This is a genomic window from Georgenia sp. EYE_87 (assembly GCF_023148685.1).
Taxonomy (GTDB): Bacteria; Actinomycetota; Actinomycetes; order Actinomycetales; family Actinomycetaceae; genus Georgenia.
Genome location: NZ_JAHXNL010000020.1, coordinates 12,192 through 28,243, shown reverse-complemented (window position 1 = coordinate 28,243; position 16,052 = coordinate 12,192). Strand labels below are relative to the sequence as shown.

Here is a 16,052-nt window from a genome sequence, read left to right as displayed (position 1 = left end):
ACCCGCCCGGATGACCACCGTCCTCGACGGCCGCGGACCCGCGGCCGCCCCGGCGATCCGCGGCGGCGCCGCGCTGCGCACCGGTCTGCTCGCCGCCGTCGCCCTGCTCGGCGTCGTCGTGCTCGCCTCCCTGGCGCTCGGGGCCCGCGACGTCGCGCCCGCAGACGTCCTCGACGCGCTCGCGCACCGGGTCCCGGGCGACGCGGACCACGACGTCGTGATGGACCAGCGCGTGCCCCGCACCGTCGTCGGCCTGGTGGCCGGCGCCGCCCTCGGGCTGGCCGGCACCGTCATGCAGGGCGTCACGCGCAACCCGCTCGCCGACCCCGGGCTGCTGGGGGTCAACGCGGGCGCGTCGCTCGCCGTCGTCCTGGCGATCACCCTGCTGGGGGTGACGAGCCCCGGCGCCTACATCTGGTTCGCCCTCGCCGGCGCGGCGTTGGCGGCTGCGCTCGTCTACGGAGTCGGGGCGATCGGCCGCGACGGTGCCACCCCCGTGAAGCTCGCGCTCGCCGGCACGGCGGTGACGGCCGGAGCGACGTCCCTCATCACGCTCGTGCTCATCGCCGACGCCGACACCCTCAACAGCTACCGCCGCTGGTCCGTCGGCTCCCTCGCCGGCCGCGGGACGGACGCGCTGCTGCCGCTCGTCCCCTTCCTCGTCGTCGGGGCGGTTCTCGCCCTGACCGCCGGGCGGACCCTCAACCTCCTAGCCCTGGGCGACGACGTCGCACGCGGCCTCGGGCAGAACCTTCACCTCGCCCGGGGCATGGCGGCGACGGCGATCGTGCTCCTCGCGGGCTCCGCGACCGCGCTCGCGGGCCCCATCGTCTTCGTCGGTCTGGTCGTGCCGCACGTGATCCGCCCGTTCACCGGGCCGGACCACCGGTGGATCCTGCCGTTCGCGACGGTGCTCGGCCCCGCCCTGCTCATCGCGGCGGACGTGGTCGGGCGGCTCGTGGTACGGCCGGGCGAGCTCGAGGCGGGCATCGTGGTCGCCGTCGTCGGGGCGCCGGTCCTGATCGCGATCGTGCGGCGCGTGAAGCTGGCCGGGCTGTGAACGGCGCGCGCGCCCTCGCGGACCCGACGCACGGGCCGGGACCCCGCGGACCCCGGCCGGGTGGACCCCGAACCGCGGACCACCCCGGCACCGTCCGGCCGGGCGTCGCGTCGTCGACCCCCGACGTCGTCGGCGGCCGATCCCGACGCACCGGCACCCGCTCGCGGGTCGTCGTCGCGGTGCTCGTCGCCCTCGTGCTCACCCTCGTGTGGCTGCACCTGGCGGTCGACAACGCCATGTCCGCGCCGGACCTGCTGCGCACCCTCGTCGGCGGCGGCGAGAGCGGGGAGAACTTCGTCGTCTTCCGGCTGCGCCTCCCGCGGCTGCTCCTCGGCATTCTTGTCGGGGCGGCGTTCGCCCTGGCCGGCGCGCTGTTCCAGACGACGCTGCGAAACCCGCTGGCCAGCCCCGACATCCTCGGGGTCAGCGGCGGGGCGTCGCTCGCCGCCGCCGCCGCGATCCTGCTGGGCGGTCTCTCCGGCACCGCCGTCTCCCTCGCCGCCCTCGGTGGAGCGGTGGCCGCCGCGGTCGCGATCTACGCCCTGGCCTGGCGCTCGGGCGTGAGCGGCTACCGGTTCGTGCTGGTCGGGGTGGCCGTCGCCTTCCTCGTCAACGCCGGCCTCGGCTACCTGATCTCGCGCGCCGCGGTCAACGACGTTCGCGAGGCGCTGGTGTGGATGGTGGGCAGCCTCGGCACCCCGGCGTGGGCCGACGTCGCCGCGCTGGCCGTCGCGGTCCTGGTGCTCCTCCCCGCCGTCTGGCTGCTGGCCCCTCGGGTGCGGATCCTCCAGCTCGGCGACGACACCGCCGGTGGACTCGGGGTCCGGGTCGAGGTGACCCGGCTGACCGCCCTCGCGCTCGCCGTCGCCCTCGCTGCCGCGGCCACCGCCGCCGCCGGACCGGTCGCCTTCGTCGCCTTCGTCTCCGCCCCGGTGGCCCGGCGCCTCCTTCCGACGGCGGGGCTCGCGCTGGTGCCGTCGGCCCTGGTCGGCGTCGCCCTCGTCCTCGGGGCCGATCTCGCCGGGCAGCACCTGCTCGGCCTGCAGGTGCCGGTCGGCATCGTCACCGGAGTCCTCGGGGCTCCCTACCTGCTGTGGCTCCTCGCCACCGCCAACCGGGGAGGACGCGGCACATGAGCGGACGCAGACCCGAGCACGAGCTCCGCGCCGAGGCCCTGAGCCTCGCCTACGACGGCGATCTCGTCGTCCGTGACCTCGACCTCGAGGTCCCCGCCGGCGCGGTCACCGCGATCGTGGGCGCGAACGGGTGCGGCAAGTCGACCCTGCTGCGCGGACTCGCACGTCTGCTGCGGCCGCGCTCCGGCGTCGTCGTCCTCGACGGGCGGCCCGTCCACGAACGGCCCGCCAAGGAGGTCGCCCGCACGATCGGCATCCTGCCCCAGTCCGCGACCGCGCCGGAGGGCATCACGGTGGCCGACCTCGTCGGCCGGGGCCGGTACCCGCACCAGGGCTGGTTCCGGCAGTGGACGTCCACGGACGACGCCGTGGTGCGGGCCGCGCTGGAGGCGACGGCCACCCTCGACCTCGCGTCGCGACGGGTGGAGGAGCTCTCCGGCGGGCAGCGCCAGCGCGTGTGGATCGCGATGGCCCTCGCCCAGGACCCGGACGTCCTGCTCCTGGACGAGCCCACCACCTTCCTCGACGTCGCCCACCAGATCGACGTCCTGGATCTGCTCCACGAGCAGAACCGGGACCGTGGGACCACCGTGGTCATGGTGCTGCACGACCTCAACATGGCCGCCCGCTACGCCGACCACCTCGTGGTCATGGCCCACGGGCAGGTGCTCGCCACCGGTGCGCCGGCGGAGGTGCTCACCGCGGAGCTGGTGGGCCGGGCGTTCGGCGTCGAGGCGCGGATCCTGCCCGACCCGGTCTGCGGCTCGCCCATGGTGGTGCCCATCGGGCGGTTCCACGGCGCGCAGACCACGCCTGGCTCCGCCGTGCAGCCCGGCTCCGACGGGACGCCTGGCTCCGCCGGGGCGTCCGGCTCCGCCCCGGGGCCTGGCTCCGCCGGGGCGTCCGGCTCTGCCGCGAGGTCTCACCCCGCCGGGGCGTCCAGCGCCACCGGCTCCGCCGCGGCGCCCGCCCGGGCGGGCTGACCTGGTCGGCCCCAGGCCGGCAAGACCCACCTGTCACCAACCCAACCCCGAACCCACCTCCTGGAGTCCCTGTGACCTCATTCCGACCCGTCGCGGCCGCCGCGACGGCCGCCGCGCTGCTCGCCCTGACGGCCTGCGGCTCGAGCGGGACCGCCGACGAGACCGCCACCACCGCCGCCGCCGGCTCCGGCGACTTCGAGCCCGTCACCATCGAGCACGCGTTCGGCTCGACGGAGATCACCGAGCGGCCCGAGAACGTCGTGACCCTGGGCTGGGGGAGCGCGGAGGCGGCGATCGCACTCGGCGTCGTCCCCGTCGGGATCGAGGCGCAGACGTACGCCGCCGACGAGAACGGGCAGCTGCCCTGGGTGGCGGAGGCCCTGCAGGAGGCCGGCGCGGAGCCCACGATGATCCCGGCCTCGGTCGAGGAGCCCGCCTACGAAGAGATCGGCGCGCTCGCGCCGGACGTCATCCTCGCCCCGTACTCCGGCATCACCGCCGAGCAGTACGAGCTGCTGTCCGAGATCGCGCCGACCGTCGCCTACGAGGGTGAGCCGTGGACCACGCCCTGGCGCTACGTCATCACCACGGTCGGCACCGCGCTCGGGACGCCGGACGAGGCGGCAGACCTGGTCGCGGACCTCGACGGCGAGATTGCCGACGCCGCAGCCGCCCACCCGGAGCTCGAGGGCAAGACCGTCGCCGCGGTGTGGGACGTCGGCGGCACGTTCTGGGTGTACAAGCCCGCCGACTCCCGCGTCGACTTCCTGCTCGACCTCGGCCTGGAGAGCGCCCCGGCGGTCGAGGAGCTCGCGACGGACGAGGAGAGCTTCGTCTACTCCCTCAGCTACGAGGAGACCGACCGACTGGAGGCGGATGTCCTGGTCAACTACGCCAGCACCGAGGAAGAGGCGCAGACCTTCCTGGGGCAGTCGTACGCCCAGGCCATCCCCGCCGTGCAGTCCGGCGCCGTCGCCAGCATCACCGGCGACGAGCTCATCGCCGCGATGTCCCCGCCCACAGCGCTGTCCGTCAGCTGGGGGCTGGACACCTACGTCGAGCAGATCGCGGAGGCGGCGGCCGCCGTCCGGTGACGGCGGCGACCGCGGTCCGGTGACGGCGGCGGCCGAGGTCCGGTGACGGCGGCGGCCGCGCTCCCGTGACGGCGGCGGCGGCGCCGTCACGTCCGACCGCGGCTCCGATTCGTTGACGGCACCGCGGCCGCGCGGGATCATCCGGAGATGAGCGTCGTCCCGATACCGCCGCGCACCCGCTGGGTCCCCGACCCACGGGGCGGCGGGCGTGGTGTGCGCATCTCCGCCCATCCCGAGTCCGGCGTCGTCGTGCTGAGCGTGTGGCGAGCTGACGAGTGCGTCGCGACCGCCAGGCTCCGTCCGAGCGAGGCTGCCGAGCTCGTGTCCGCGCTCACCGCGTCGCTGGCCGAGCTTGCCGACGCCGGCACCGCCCGCCCGTCTGACGTCCTCGGCCCGCACGCTGACATCGCCCGCCCTGGGTCGAACGCCGCCCTCCCGGAGGACGGTCCGGCCGCGCGGAACCGGGCCAGCTGAGCGGATGAGGCTCTTCGTCTCGCTGCCGCTGCCCTCGGAGGTCCAGGCTCACCTCGCCCTGGCCGTGCGCTCGGTCTCCGAGCTCGATCCGGTGCCCGGCTCCGGGGGCGGCAGGCCCACGCTGCGCTGGGTCCCCGAGGAGCAGCGGCACATCACGCTCGCCTTCTACGGCGAGGTCCCGGACGGTGCCGTGGATGACCTCGCGGAGGACCTCGCCCGCGCCACGGCCGGGTTCCCGCGGCTGCGGCTGCAGCTGCGCGGTGCAGGGGTGTTCTCGCGGCAGACGCTCTGGGTCGGCGTCCACGAGGAGGCGCGCGGCGACGGCGGGCGCTGGCTCTGGGACGAGGCGACGGGGGAGGGGCAGAGCGGCCGGCTCGTCGAGCTCATGGCGGCGTGCGAGGACGTCGGGGCGCGGTACGCGACCTTCGAGCGTCGCGACCGTCGACGGGCGCACGTCACCCTGGCGCGCGCCAGGAACCGGCGCTCGGACGACGGCGAGCTCTCCCGCCGTGCGCAGGCGCTGTCCGTCTACACCGGTCCGCCCTGGACGGCGACCCACGCTCGGCTCCAGGTCTCCTACCTCGGCGCGGGCAAGGGCGGGACCCCTCTGCACGAGGCCGTCGCCGACCTGGCGTTGGGGCCCCGGTAGATCCCGACGCCGCGGTTGCGTGCTGCGCCAGCGCCGGGCTTCTGCCGCGCCAGCCCCTGGCTCTTCGGCGCCAGCCCCTGGCTTCTGCCGCGCCAGCCCCTGGCTTCTGCCGCGCCAGCCCCTGGCTTCTGCCGCGCCAGCCCTGGGGTTCCCCGCTGCGCCGCGGATCTCGCCCGGCCACGGAGATGTGCGGGTCAGCCCTGCTACGCGGCCGGCGACTCCTTCGCGGCCCTGGCCACCGCACGGTTGCGCTCGCGGACCACGGCGACCGTCGCGACGGCGGTGGCGGCGAGGGCCGCCACCGACATCCACGGCTTGTTGAACCGGTAACCGAGCAACCTGTCGACCGACCACTCGCCAGGGCCGGTGAGCGCGAGCGCCGCCGTCGAGACGCCGAGGAGTGCCGCGTACTCGTACCCGCCGCTCTGCGCGAAGAATCCCGAGGGGTAGTGGACCGCCGCCGCAGCGGCCATCGTGCCGCTCGCGGCGGCCGCGGCGAGCGGGGTCGCCAGGCCGAGCACGAGGCACGCGCCCCCGCCGGCCTCTCCGAGCCCCGCCGCGATCGCACTGGGCAGACCTGGCTTGAAGCCCATCGACTCGAACGCCGCCGCGGTGCCCTTGAGCCCATGTCCACCGAACCACCCGAAGAGCTTCTGGCAGCCGTGGGCGATCAGGACCCCGCCGACGCCGGAACGAAGGATCACGCGTCCGGCGTCCTTGAACGGGTCAGGCTTGCTGTACATGAGCGGTCCTTTCGTCGGACGCCAGGTCCGCGGGTCGCGGCCGGCCCGCCGATCAGGCTCCCACCGGCGCGGCACGGCGATCAAGGGTCCTTCGATGCGGCCTACACGCGCCTGGCCGCCGTCGTCCTAAGGGCGGCGGCGTGCGGTTCGCAGCGTCCGCCGGAGGGGTTTCCCTACCGGTCGACCCGATCCTTGGTGGTCCACAGCGCCGATCCGCATTCTGGTTGTCCACAAGGCCACCCCCGATGTCAGTGGTCGAATGTACGTTCGATGCATGGACGGAGAGATGGCGGTCGGGGAGCGGACGGTGCGGCACGGTCGCCCGCCGTCGATCTCTGTCAGCATGTTCGACGGCGCCCCGATGCTCGCCCTGAGCCTGGACTACGAGGACCGAGACACCCCCGCGGCCGACATCGCGGGCGAGCTGATCAAGCTCGCCGACGCCGCACCGTGGATCCTTCCCCTGCCGGAACTGACCACGCCGGACCCGGACGAGGCGGAGGAGCCGTCGCCGCACCGGCTGCGTTCGCCGGCTGCCGCACTGCTGGAGGCGCACCGCCCGGGAGCCGAGCTGGCGCGCAAGCTCGAACGAGCGTCGCTGGCCGACGCGGACGACGCCACGCTCGTCGAGATCGTGGCCGCGTGGGAGAGAGAAGCGTCGTGGGCGGCGGCGCAGCAGGCCCGAGCCATCACTGAGCTCGGCCGGCGCCGCTCGGCGGGCGGGCCCCGCTCGGCGCGCTCCACGGTCTACGAGGTCGAGGCGCGGCTGAGCATCACGAAGTACGCCGCCGAAGGGCGGATCACCACCGCCGAGGCGCTGGAGGAGTTCCCGGCGGTCGCCGACGCGCTGGCGGCGGGGCACATCGACCTACGCAAGGCGAACGTCCTGCTCCTGGAGGAATGGCTGTCGCCGGACGAGCGCCGCACGGTGCACGAGAAGCTGCTCCCGGACGCCGACATCTACACAGCGCCGCAGCTGCGGGAGATGATGCGCCGGGAGGCCCTCACGGCCAACCCCGCTGCGGCGAAGAAGCGGCACGCGAAGGCCTACGGAGACCGGCACCTGCGAGTGGACCCCGGACCGGACGCCATGTCGTTCCTCAGCGGTTACCTCCGCGCCGATGACGCCGAGACGGTGCGCATCGCCGTCGACGCGATGGCGGTGGCCGCCAAGGGACCGGGGGACGCCCGGACCCTGGATCAGCGCCGTGCGGACGCCTTCACCGACGTCTTCCGCACCATTCTCGGCACGGGCACCACGCCGGCCGGCACGGCGCTGCCCGCGCTCCAGCGCCGCAGCCCTCACATCCAGGTGACAGTGGCCGGAGGGACGCTGCTCGGGCTGGACGATCAGCCCGCCGAGCTGGGCGGCTACGGCCCCATCCCGGCCGACCTGGCTCGGCAGATCGCTCAGGACGGCACGTGGCGGGCGCTCTTCACCGACGCGGCCACCGGTGAGTTCGTGGCCCTGTCGTCGAAGGCCTACCGACCCGGCGCCGACCTTACGCGGACGGTCCTCGCCCGGGACGTGACCTGTGTCTTCATGGGGTGCCGCACACCGGCCTGGCGCTGCGAGATCGACCATGTCGACTCGTACGACGTCACCAAGGCCGCCATCGTGGCGCAGACGGCGACCGACAAGGTCGACTCCAAGTGCCACAGCCACCACGACGTCAAGACCGTCGGCCTGTGGGATGCCGACCGCGATCCGACGACGGGTGAGGTCACCTGGACCGCTCCCACCGGCCACACGTACGTCCGCAAACCCGTCCGGCCACCGGGGCCGCCCCCACCGCGGTCGACCGAGGACGGCTCGGTCCAGGAGCCGCCGGGTCCGGAAGGCTCGCCACTGGGACCGCCCGGACCGGAGCGACCGAGCTCGGCCGAGGATGATTCGGACGATCCACCCCCCTTCTGAGCGCTGTCGCACAACGGCGCGCTGTGGCGCAACGAGAGCGCTGTCGCACAACGCGAGCGCTGCGGCGCAACATCTGGCAGGGCGATGCCTTGTGACCGGGGCTGATGCGTGCCGGCGCCGCGACCTGGTGCCGCCGGCCTGGGCTAGCATCGACGTGTGCCTCGTGAGACGCAGAAGGTCGGCCGTCCGCGCCGATTTACCGGGCCCGCCCTGGGCCTGGTCTGAGCCGCGCCTCGAGACCGAGAACCGCCCGGGCGGGCGCGCCACCTAGACTGACCCGCTGGCAGCGGCCCGTGCCCGCACGCGAGCGCTGCCGCCCCGAACCGCCCGGAAGGTAGTCATGACTTTGACCGACGAGTCCCTTCACCCACTGGACGAGGCCGCCGTCTCGGCCGCGGTCGAGAAGGGACTGGCCGCCGTCGCGGCCGCGTCCACCCTCGACGAGCTGAAGGCCGCACGCCTGGCCCACACCGGCGACCGCAGCCCGCTCGCTCTCGCCAACCGCGCCATCGGCGGGCTCGAGCCCAAGGACAAGGCGGTCGCCGGCAAGCTCCTCGGCCAGGCACGAGGCCGCCTGAACAAGGCGATCGCCGAGCGGCAGGGGGTGCTCGAGGCCGAGCGTGACGAGCAGGTGCTGCGCACCGAGACCGTCGACGTCACCCTCCCCACCGCCAGAGGACCCCGCGGCGCCAGGCACCCCCTCGAGACCCTCATGGAGGACGTCTCCGACTTCTTCGTCGCCATGGGCTGGGAGATCGCCGAGGGGCCTGAGGTCGAGCACGAGTGGTTCAACTTCGACGCCCTCAACTTCGGGCCGGACCACCCGGCCCGTCAGATGCAGGACACCTTCTACGTCGAGCCGCCGGCCGACGCCGGGGGAGACCCGCACCTCGTGCTGCGCACCCACACCTCCCCGGTTCAGTCGCGCACCATGCTCTCGCGCGACGTCCCGATCTACATCGCCTGCCCCGGCAAGGTGTTCCGCACCGACGCCTTAGACGCCACCCACACCCCGGTCTTCCACCAGGTCGAGGGCCTCGCGGTCGACAAGGGCCTGACGATGGCGCACCTGAAGGGCACCCTGGACCACTTCGCCCGCGCGATGTTCGGCCCCGAGGCCCGCACCCGTCTGCGCCCGAGCTTCTTCCCCTTCACCGAGCCCAGCGCCGAGATGGACCTGTGGTTCCCGCAGAAGAAGGGCGGACCCGGCTGGATCGAGTGGGGCGGCTGCGGGATGGTCAACCCCAACGTCCTCGTCGCGGCCGGCATCGACCCGGACGTCTACTCCGGCTTCGCCTTCGGCATGGGCATCGAGCGCACGCTCATGCTGCGCCACGGGATCGCCGACATGCACGACATGGTCGAGGGCGACGTCCGCTTCTCCCAGCAGTTCGGCACCACCGGAAGGGGCAACTGACATGCCTTACGTCCCGCTGACCTGGCTCGCCGAGCACGTCGAGGTCCCCGCCGGCACCACAGCCGAGCAGCTCGCCGCCGACCTCGTGCGGGTCGGCCTCGAGGAGGAGGGGATCGTCCCGCCCACCGTCACCGGCCCGCTGGTCGTCGGCAAGGTGCTCTCCGTGTCCAAGGAGGAGCAGAAGAACGGCAAGACGATCAACTACTGCCGCGTCGACGTCGGAGAGCTCAACGACGCCCCCGGCGAGGGCAAGGAGCCGGCCGACGTGCCGAGCCGCGGCATCATCTGCGGCGCCCACAACTTCAAGGCCGGCGACCACGTCGTCGTCGCCCTGCCCGGGGCCGTGCTGCCCGGACCGTTCCCGATCGCCTCGCGCAAGACGTACGGCCACATCTCCGACGGCATGATCTGCTCGGCCCGCGAGCTGGGCCTCGGCGAGGACCACTCGGGGATCATCGTGCTCGAGCAGATGCTCGGCGCCGAGGCGGTGCCCGCGCCGGGCACCGACGCCCTCGAGCTCCTGGGCCTCGGCGCGGAGGTCCTCGAGATCAACGTGACGCCCGACCGCGGGTACTGCTTCTCCATGCGCGGCGTCGCGCGCGAGTACGCCCACTCCACCGGCGCCACGTTCACCGACCCAGGCCTGCCGGAGAACCTCCCGACCCAACCCCCCGCAGCCACCGACGACGGCTTTGCGGTCGAGGTCGAGGACCCGGCGCCCGTGGACGGCCCCGGCAGCGACCGGTTCGTCACCCGGATCGTCCGCGGCATCGACCCGACCGCGCTCACCCCGCGCTGGATGGTCGAGCGCCTCACCCAGGCCGGCATGCGACCCATCTCCCTCGCCGTCGACGTGACCAACTACGTCATGCTCGACCTCGGGCAGCCGCTGCACGCCTACGACCTCGGCACCCTCGCCGCGCCGATCGTGGTGCGGCGCGCCAGGGCGGGCGAGAAGCTCACCACCCTGGACGACGTCGAGCGCCGGCTCGACCCCGAGGACCTCCTCATCACCGACTCGTCCGACGGCGCCCGGGCCGGCCGCATCCTCGGCCTCGCCGGCGTGATGGGCGGGGCGGAGACCGAGGTCTCCGACGCCACCACCGACGTCCTGATCGAGGCCGCCCACTTCGACCCGGTCTCCGTCGCCCGGACGGCCCGGCGGCACAAGCTGCCCAGCGAGGCCGCCAAGCGGTTCGAGCGCGGCGTGGACACTCGCCTCCAGGCGGTCGCGGCCCAGCGCGTCGTCGACCTGCTCGTCGAGCACGGCGGCGGCACGGCCGACCCGGCCGTGAGCGACCTCGACGAGACGACGGCGCCCGCGCCCATCCTGTTCGACCCCTCGCAGGCGGGCCGCCTGGTGGGCGTGGACTACCCGCGCGAGCAGGTGCTGGACACCCTCCGCCAGATCGGCTGCACCGTGGTCCCGGCCGCGGACGCCGAGACCACCGTCGCAGGGGACGGCGCGGACGACGCAGCGCCCGGCGTGCTCGTCACCCCGCCCACCTGGCGCCCGGACCTGGTCGGGCCCGCCCACCTGGTCGAGGAGGTCGCACGCCTGGCCGGCTACGACGAGATCCCGTCCGTGCTGCCGCCGGCTCCCGCCGGGCACGGCCTGACTGTCGCGCAGCGCCAGCGCCGTGACGTCGCCCGCGCGCTCGCCGAGCACGGCCTGACCCAGGTGCTCTCCTACCCGTTCGTCGGCGACGACGTTCACGACAGGATGGGCCTGCCCGCCGACGACGCCCGCCGCACCGCGCTGCGACTCGTCAACCCCATCGCCGACGACGCGCCCGCCCTGCGCACGTCCCTCCTGGCCACGCTCCTGGAGACGGCGCGCCGCAACGTCTCCCGCGGCACGGCCGAGCTCGGGCTCTTCGAGATCGGCCTCGTCACACGCCCTGCGGGCCTCCGTGCCGGGACCGCCCCCGGCGTCGACCGGCGGCCCACGGAGGACGAGCTCGCCGTGCTGCGGGCCGCCGTGCCCGCGCAGCCGCGGCGGGTCGCCGGCGTCCTCGCGGGGCAGCAGGTGCCCGACGGCGTCTGGGGCCCAGGCCGCCGGAGCGACTGGGCGGACGCGCTCGAGGCCTCCAGGATCGTGGCCTCGACGGTCGGCGTCGAGCTCGCCGTCCGCGCCGACGACCACGCGCCGTGGCACCCCGGGCGCTGCGCCGAGCTCACGGTGGGCGGCGCCGTCGTCGGCCACGCCGGCGAGCTCCACCCCAAGGTCTGCGAGGCGTTCGAGCTCCCGTCCCGGACGGTCGCCTTCGAGCTGGATCTCGACGCGATACTCGCCGCGAGCCCGGCCGAGCCGGTGCAGGTGAACCCGGTGTCGACCTTCCCGCTCGCCAAGGAGGACGTCGCGCTCGTCGTCGACGACTCCGTGCCTGCCGCCGACGTGCTGGCCGCGGTCGTCGAGGGCGCCGGGGAGCTCGCCGAGGATGTCCGGCTGTTCGACGTCTTCACCGGCGAGCAGCTCGGTGCGGGCAAGAAGTCGCTCGCGTTCGCGCTGCGGCTGCGCGCGGCCGACCGCACGCTCACGGCCGAGGAGACGGCCGGGGTGCGCAACCGGATCGTGAAGGTGGCCGGCAAGCGGGTCGGGGCGGTGCTGCGTGGCTGAGGCCGTGCCGGCCGCCCGCACCGCGCTGGTCACCGGCGCATCGCGTGGCATCGGCCGCGCGCTCGCGGTCGGTCTGGCACGGGCCGGCCTGGACGTCGCGGTGCTCGCGCGCGACGGCGACCGGCTGGCGGAGGTCGCGCGGGAGATCGAGGGGCTGGGCCGCCGCACCGCCGTCGCAGTCGCCGACGTCACGGACGCAGGAGCGGTGGACCGCGCCGTGGCCGCCGTCGAGGACGCGCTCGGCTCGATCGACCTGCTCGTGAACAACGCGGGCCGCATCGACCGAGAGGTCCCGCTGTGGGAGGCCGACCGCGACGAGTGGTGGTCGGTGATGGAGACGAACGTGCGGGGACCCTTCCTGCTCGCCCGCGCCGTCGTCCCGGGCATGCTCGCCCGCGGCGGCGGCCGGGTCATCGACCTCAACTCCGGTGCGGGCACCCGGGACAGCGCCGACGCCACCGCGTACTACGCCTCGAAGACGGCGCTCTTCCGCATCGGCGGCGGGCTGCACGAGGCGGGCTTCGCGCGCGGGCTCCGCGCCTTCGAGCTCGCGCCGGGCGTGGTGGACACGGACATGACGCGGTCCATGCGCTCCCACGAGGACCGCACCGAGTGGACGGATGTGGCCGACGTCGTCGAGCTGGCGGTCGTGATCGCCCGCGGCGGCCTGGACGAGCTCTCCGGGCGCTACCTGCGGGCAGGGACGGACACGCCCGCCTCGCTCCGGTTCCAGCTCGGCCGCGGCGAGCCGGCCGAGACGGTGCGCAGGCTGCGCGTCGCCGACTGGCCCGGCTGACGGTCTCCGTCCCGCACGCTGCGTGAGGCCGTAGCCCTGTCGTTCGACGCAGCCCTATCGTTCGACGATGAGCAGCCGCCGCGTGGTCCTCGCGACCCTCGGGAGCGCGGGAGACGTGCTGCCGTTCGTGGCGGTGGGGTCCGAGCTCAGGTCCCGCGGGCACCAGGTCTCCGTGACCGCCAACCCCGCCTTCCGTGAAACGGTCGAGGCAGCCGGCCTCGAACTCGTCCCGACCGGCACCGTCGACGACTACGAGCGAACGACGGCAGACCCGGGACTGTGGAGCCCGGTGCGTTCGTTCCGCACGGTCGTGGAGCGCGCCGCCGTCCCGGCGATGCGTCCCGTGTACGAGTACCTCGGCGGGCTCGACCCCGCCGGGACCGTGGTGGCCGGGTCCGTGTTCGCGCTCGGTGCGCGCATCGCGCACGACCGCCTCGGGTTCCCGCTCGTCGGCGTCCATCTCCAGCCCACGGCGTTCCTGAGCTCCTACGACAACGCCGAGCTCGGCCCGGTACGGTCACCGTCGTGGCTGCCGCCAGCGTTCCACGCGGCGCGTCTCGCCGCGGTTGACCGCTGGGTGTGCGACCCGGTGCTCGCCCCTCCGGTCAACGCCTTCCGGGCGGAGCTCGGCCTGCCGCCGGTGAGCCGCGTCTTCGGGCGCTGGGCCCCCTCGCCCCAGAGCAACCTCGGCCTCTTCCCGGACTGGTTCGCCCGCGTCCGCCCGGACTGGCCCGTCAACATGACGCTCACCGGGTTCGTCCCGGCCGGTGACGAGGGGGCTGCCCTCCCGACGGCGGTCGAGGCGTTCCTCGACGCCGGTGCCCCGCCCGTCGTGGTGACGTTCGGCTCATCGATGCGCCACGCCCGAAAGCTCTTCGCGGCGGCGGTCGGGGCCAACCGTCTCCGCGGACGCCGCACCATCCTCCTGACCCGCTTCGCCGACCAGGTGCCGAGCCAGCTCCCGGCCGGTGCGCTCCACGTGGAGTGGGCGTCGATGGTGCGGCTGCTGCCGCGCGTCGCCGCCGTCGTGCACCACGGCGGCATCGGCACCGTCGCGCAGGTGCTCCGGGCCGGCGTGCCGCACCTCGTGGTGCCGTTCACCCACGACCAGCCCGACAACGCCAACCGCCTCGTCCGCCTCGGCGTCGCCGAACGGCTGGCCCCCGCTCGCTTCAGCCCCGACGCCGCGGCCACGGCCCTCGACCGGCTGCTGCGGCCGGGCGTGCGCGAGCGGTGTGTGACGTACGCGGCACGCATCGACCCTGCCGCGGCCGTCCGCGCGGCCGCCGATGTCATCGAGGCGGCCCACCCGGGCTGAACCGGGCGCCGTCCGGTGGCGCGGGTGCTCTCGGCCGAGCGGGTGCGGTCCGGCGGAACGGTGCCGTCCTGCGGGTCGGTGCTGTCCTGCGGAACGGTGCCGTCCTGCGGAGCGGCGGACGAACGCAGGCTTCCGGCGAGTTTCTGACGCACCGTCCGAATCCGGGGACAAAGGTCCCTCGGGTGCCGAGCCGGGTGGGCGCACAGTGGACGCATGAGGATCCTCGTCATCACCGCGTCCAAGCACCACGCCACCGACGAGATCGGTGACGCCATCGTCACGGAGCTGCGCGCGTCCGGTCACGAGGCGCGGCGGGTGGCGCCCGCGGACGTGCGCGACCTCGACGGCGTCGACGCCGTCGTCCTCGGATCCGCCGTCTACATGACGCAGTGGATGGAGTCCATGCGCGGCCTGGTGGCGCGGCTCGGCGGCGAGCTGCGGAAGCGGCCGGTGTGGGCCTTCTCCTGCGGGCTCGCCGGCGTCACCGCGACCGGCAGGGTCCAGGACCCGGCGCGGGCCTCCACGGTGGTGCGGCAGGCCGACCCGATCGACTACCGGACCTTCGCCGGCCGCCTGGACCCGAGCGTCCTCGCTCTGCGCGAGCGCTCGGTGATCCGGCTCTCCGGCGCGCCCGAGGGGGACTACCGCGACTGGGAGGAGATCCGCTCCTGGGCGCGCGGGATCGCGAGCGAGCTTCAGACGCACCTCGCAGAAGCCGGCTGAACCGCGCGCGGCACCCGACGGGCGGCGCCAGACGGACGGCTGGCCGGCTGGCGATCCGGACGGCCGGCTGGCGATCCGGACGGCCGAACCGCGCCCCTCAGGGGATCAGCAGGACCTTGCCGGTGGTCGCCCGCCCCTCGAGCGCCTCGTGGGCCGCGCGCGCCTCGGTGAGCGGGAAGCGGGCGCCGATCCTCACCTTCAGGCTCCCGGCGCGTGCTGCGTCGAAGATGTCGCGGGCGCGCCACAGCAGCTCCTCGCGGTCCACCGTGTGGTCGGCCAGCTTGGGCCGGGTGACGAAGAGCGAGCCGGCCCTGTTCAGGCGCTGGAGGTCGAAGGGCGGGACCTGGCCGCTCGCGCCTCCGAAGAGGACGAGCATGCCGCGGCGGCGCACCGACGCGAGGGAGGCGTCGAAGGTGTCCTTGCCGACGCCGTCGTAGGCCACGTCCACGCCGACCCCGTCGGTCAGCTCCCGCACGAGGCGGGGGACGTCGGAGGAGAGGTCGTCGAGCTCGGTGTACCGGATGACCTCGGCGGCCCCCGCCTCGCGGGCCAGCGCCTCCTTCTCCCGCGAGCCGACCATGCCGATGACCCGGGCACCGCGCGCCGCGGCGAGCTGGGTGAGCAGGAGGCCGACGCCGCCGGCCGCGGCGGTCAGCAGCACCGTGTGCCCGGCCTCGACCGGGAACGTCGACGTGAGCAGGTAGTGGGCGGTCATGCCCTGCAGCGGCAGCGCGGCCGCGGCCGCCAGGTCGAGACCGTCCGGCACGGGCACGGCGGCGTCGGCGTGCACGAGCACCTGCTCGGCGTAGGAGCCCGGCGCCTCCGCCCACGCGATCCGGTCGCCGACGGAGAGGCCGTCGACGCCGTCGCCGACGGCGATCACCGTGCCGGCGCCCTCCGCGCCGGGCACGTGCGGGAAGGGCATCGGGTAGACGCCTCCACGCTGGTAGGTGTCGATGAAGTTGACGCCAGCCGCGGCCACCTCGGCGAGGACCTCGCCGGGCCCGGGCTGCGGGTCGGGCAGGTCGACGACGGACAGGACCTCGGGGCCACCGGCCTGGGTGGCGTGGATCGCGCGCATAGGGCCCAGCATGGCCGGTGCCGGGTGGGCCGGACAACGC

General features: G+C 74.5%; 14 protein-coding genes. 12 read left to right on the top strand and 2 right to left on the bottom strand.

Annotated features, from left to right (window positions below):
- Positions 1–10: 10 nt before the first annotated feature.
- From KZX45_RS18780 to KZX45_RS18755, 6 genes are all read left to right on the top strand, one after another.
- On the top strand, positions 11–1,060 hold the full coding sequence (locus KZX45_RS18780; protein WP_248259284.1) for an iron ABC transporter permease: 1,050 nt from the start codon (positions 11–13) through the stop codon (positions 1,058–1,060).
- Complete coding sequence (locus KZX45_RS18775; RefSeq protein WP_248259283.1) at positions 1,057–2,196, top strand: iron chelate uptake ABC transporter family permease subunit; 1,140 nt, start codon at positions 1,057–1,059, stop codon at positions 2,194–2,196. The genes KZX45_RS18780 and KZX45_RS18775 overlap by 4 nt, the downstream gene beginning before the upstream one ends.
- On the top strand, positions 2,193–3,179 hold the full coding sequence (locus tag KZX45_RS18770; RefSeq protein ID WP_248259282.1) for an ABC transporter ATP-binding protein: 987 nt from the start codon (positions 2,193–2,195) through the stop codon (positions 3,177–3,179). The genes KZX45_RS18775 and KZX45_RS18770 overlap by 4 nt, the downstream gene beginning before the upstream one ends.
- A gap of 71 nt (positions 3,180–3,250) precedes the next feature.
- Positions 3,251–4,273 (top strand): iron-siderophore ABC transporter substrate-binding protein, encoded by a 1,023-nt coding sequence (locus tag KZX45_RS18765; protein WP_248259281.1) that lies wholly within the window; start codon positions 3,251–3,253, stop codon positions 4,271–4,273.
- Between the two features lie 147 nt (positions 4,274–4,420).
- A complete protein-coding gene (locus tag KZX45_RS18760; RefSeq protein ID WP_248259280.1) occupies positions 4,421–4,747 on the top strand; it encodes a hypothetical protein in 327 nt (108 codons plus the stop codon).
- Between the two features lie 4 nt (positions 4,748–4,751).
- Positions 4,752–5,396 (top strand): 2'-5' RNA ligase family protein, encoded by a 645-nt coding sequence (locus KZX45_RS18755; RefSeq protein ID WP_248259279.1) that lies wholly within the window; start codon positions 4,752–4,754, stop codon positions 5,394–5,396.
- A gap of 203 nt (positions 5,397–5,599) precedes the next feature.
- On the opposite strand, the gene KZX45_RS18750 is transcribed toward KZX45_RS18755, so the two are convergent.
- Positions 5,600–6,139 carry a DoxX family protein gene (locus KZX45_RS18750; protein WP_248259278.1) on the bottom strand — a complete coding sequence of 180 codons (540 nt, stop codon included), beginning with the start codon at positions 6,137–6,139 and terminating at the stop codon, positions 5,600–5,602.
- Positions 6,140–6,413: 274 nt separating this feature from the next.
- Here KZX45_RS18750 and KZX45_RS18745 point away from each other — a divergent pair, with 274 nt between their 5' ends.
- From KZX45_RS18745 to KZX45_RS18720, 6 genes are all read left to right on the top strand, one after another.
- A complete protein-coding gene (locus tag KZX45_RS18745) occupies positions 6,414–8,057 on the top strand; it encodes a DUF222 domain-containing protein (protein WP_248259277.1) in 1,644 nt (547 codons plus the stop codon).
- 340 nt (positions 8,058–8,397) lie between these two features.
- A complete protein-coding gene (gene pheS / locus KZX45_RS18740; protein WP_248259276.1) occupies positions 8,398–9,474 on the top strand; it encodes a phenylalanine--tRNA ligase subunit alpha in 1,077 nt (358 codons plus the stop codon).
- 1 nt (position 9,475) lies between these two features.
- On the top strand, positions 9,476–12,094 hold the full coding sequence (gene pheT, locus KZX45_RS18735) for a phenylalanine--tRNA ligase subunit beta (RefSeq protein ID WP_248259275.1): 2,619 nt from the start codon (positions 9,476–9,478) through the stop codon (positions 12,092–12,094).
- The gene (locus KZX45_RS18730) at positions 12,087–12,890 is read left to right on the top strand and encodes an SDR family oxidoreductase (RefSeq protein WP_248259274.1); all 804 of its coding nucleotides are present in this window, start codon (positions 12,087–12,089) and stop codon (positions 12,888–12,890) included. Before pheT ends, KZX45_RS18730 begins: the two co-directional genes overlap by 8 nt.
- A gap of 67 nt (positions 12,891–12,957) precedes the next feature.
- Positions 12,958–14,208 (top strand): glycosyltransferase, encoded by a 1,251-nt coding sequence (locus tag KZX45_RS18725; protein WP_248259273.1) that lies wholly within the window; start codon positions 12,958–12,960, stop codon positions 14,206–14,208.
- Between the two features lie 213 nt (positions 14,209–14,421).
- A complete protein-coding gene (locus KZX45_RS18720) occupies positions 14,422–14,931 on the top strand; it encodes a flavodoxin domain-containing protein (RefSeq protein ID WP_248259272.1) in 510 nt (169 codons plus the stop codon).
- Positions 14,932–15,028: 97 nt separating this feature from the next.
- On the opposite strand, the gene KZX45_RS18715 is transcribed toward KZX45_RS18720, so the two are convergent.
- The gene (locus KZX45_RS18715) at positions 15,029–16,012 is read right to left on the bottom strand and encodes a quinone oxidoreductase (protein WP_248259271.1); all 984 of its coding nucleotides are present in this window, start codon (positions 16,010–16,012) and stop codon (positions 15,029–15,031) included.
- Positions 16,013–16,052: the final 40 nt, after the last annotated feature.

What these genes read in the sequence shown, in the direction of transcription:
- KZX45_RS18780 (WP_248259284.1), top strand. Translation starts at nt 11, where the DNA reads ATGACCACCGTCCTCGACGGCCGCGGACCCGCGGCCGCCCCGGCGATC.
- KZX45_RS18770 (WP_248259282.1), top strand. Translation starts at nt 2,193, where the DNA reads ATGAGCGGACGCAGACCCGAGCACGAGCTCCGCGCCGAGGCCCTGAGC.
- KZX45_RS18760 (WP_248259280.1), top strand. Translation starts at nt 4,421, where the DNA reads ATGAGCGTCGTCCCGATACCGCCGCGCACCCGCTGGGTCCCCGACCCA.
- KZX45_RS18755 (WP_248259279.1), top strand. Translation starts at nt 4,752, where the DNA reads ATGAGGCTCTTCGTCTCGCTGCCGCTGCCCTCGGAGGTCCAGGCTCAC.
- KZX45_RS18750 (WP_248259278.1), bottom strand. Translation starts at nt 6,139, where the DNA reads ATGTACAGCAAGCCTGACCCGTTCAAGGACGCCGGACGCGTGATCCTT.
- KZX45_RS18745 (WP_248259277.1), top strand. Translation starts at nt 6,414, where the DNA reads ATGGACGGAGAGATGGCGGTCGGGGAGCGGACGGTGCGGCACGGTCGC.
- pheS (WP_248259276.1), top strand. Translation starts at nt 8,398, where the DNA reads ATGACTTTGACCGACGAGTCCCTTCACCCACTGGACGAGGCCGCCGTC.
- pheT (WP_248259275.1), top strand. Translation starts at nt 9,476, where the DNA reads ATGCCTTACGTCCCGCTGACCTGGCTCGCCGAGCACGTCGAGGTCCCC.
- KZX45_RS18725 (WP_248259273.1), top strand. Translation starts at nt 12,958, where the DNA reads ATGAGCAGCCGCCGCGTGGTCCTCGCGACCCTCGGGAGCGCGGGAGAC.
- KZX45_RS18720 (WP_248259272.1), top strand. Translation starts at nt 14,422, where the DNA reads ATGAGGATCCTCGTCATCACCGCGTCCAAGCACCACGCCACCGACGAG.
- KZX45_RS18715 (WP_248259271.1), bottom strand. Translation starts at nt 16,012, where the DNA reads ATGCGCGCGATCCACGCCACCCAGGCCGGTGGCCCCGAGGTCCTGTCC.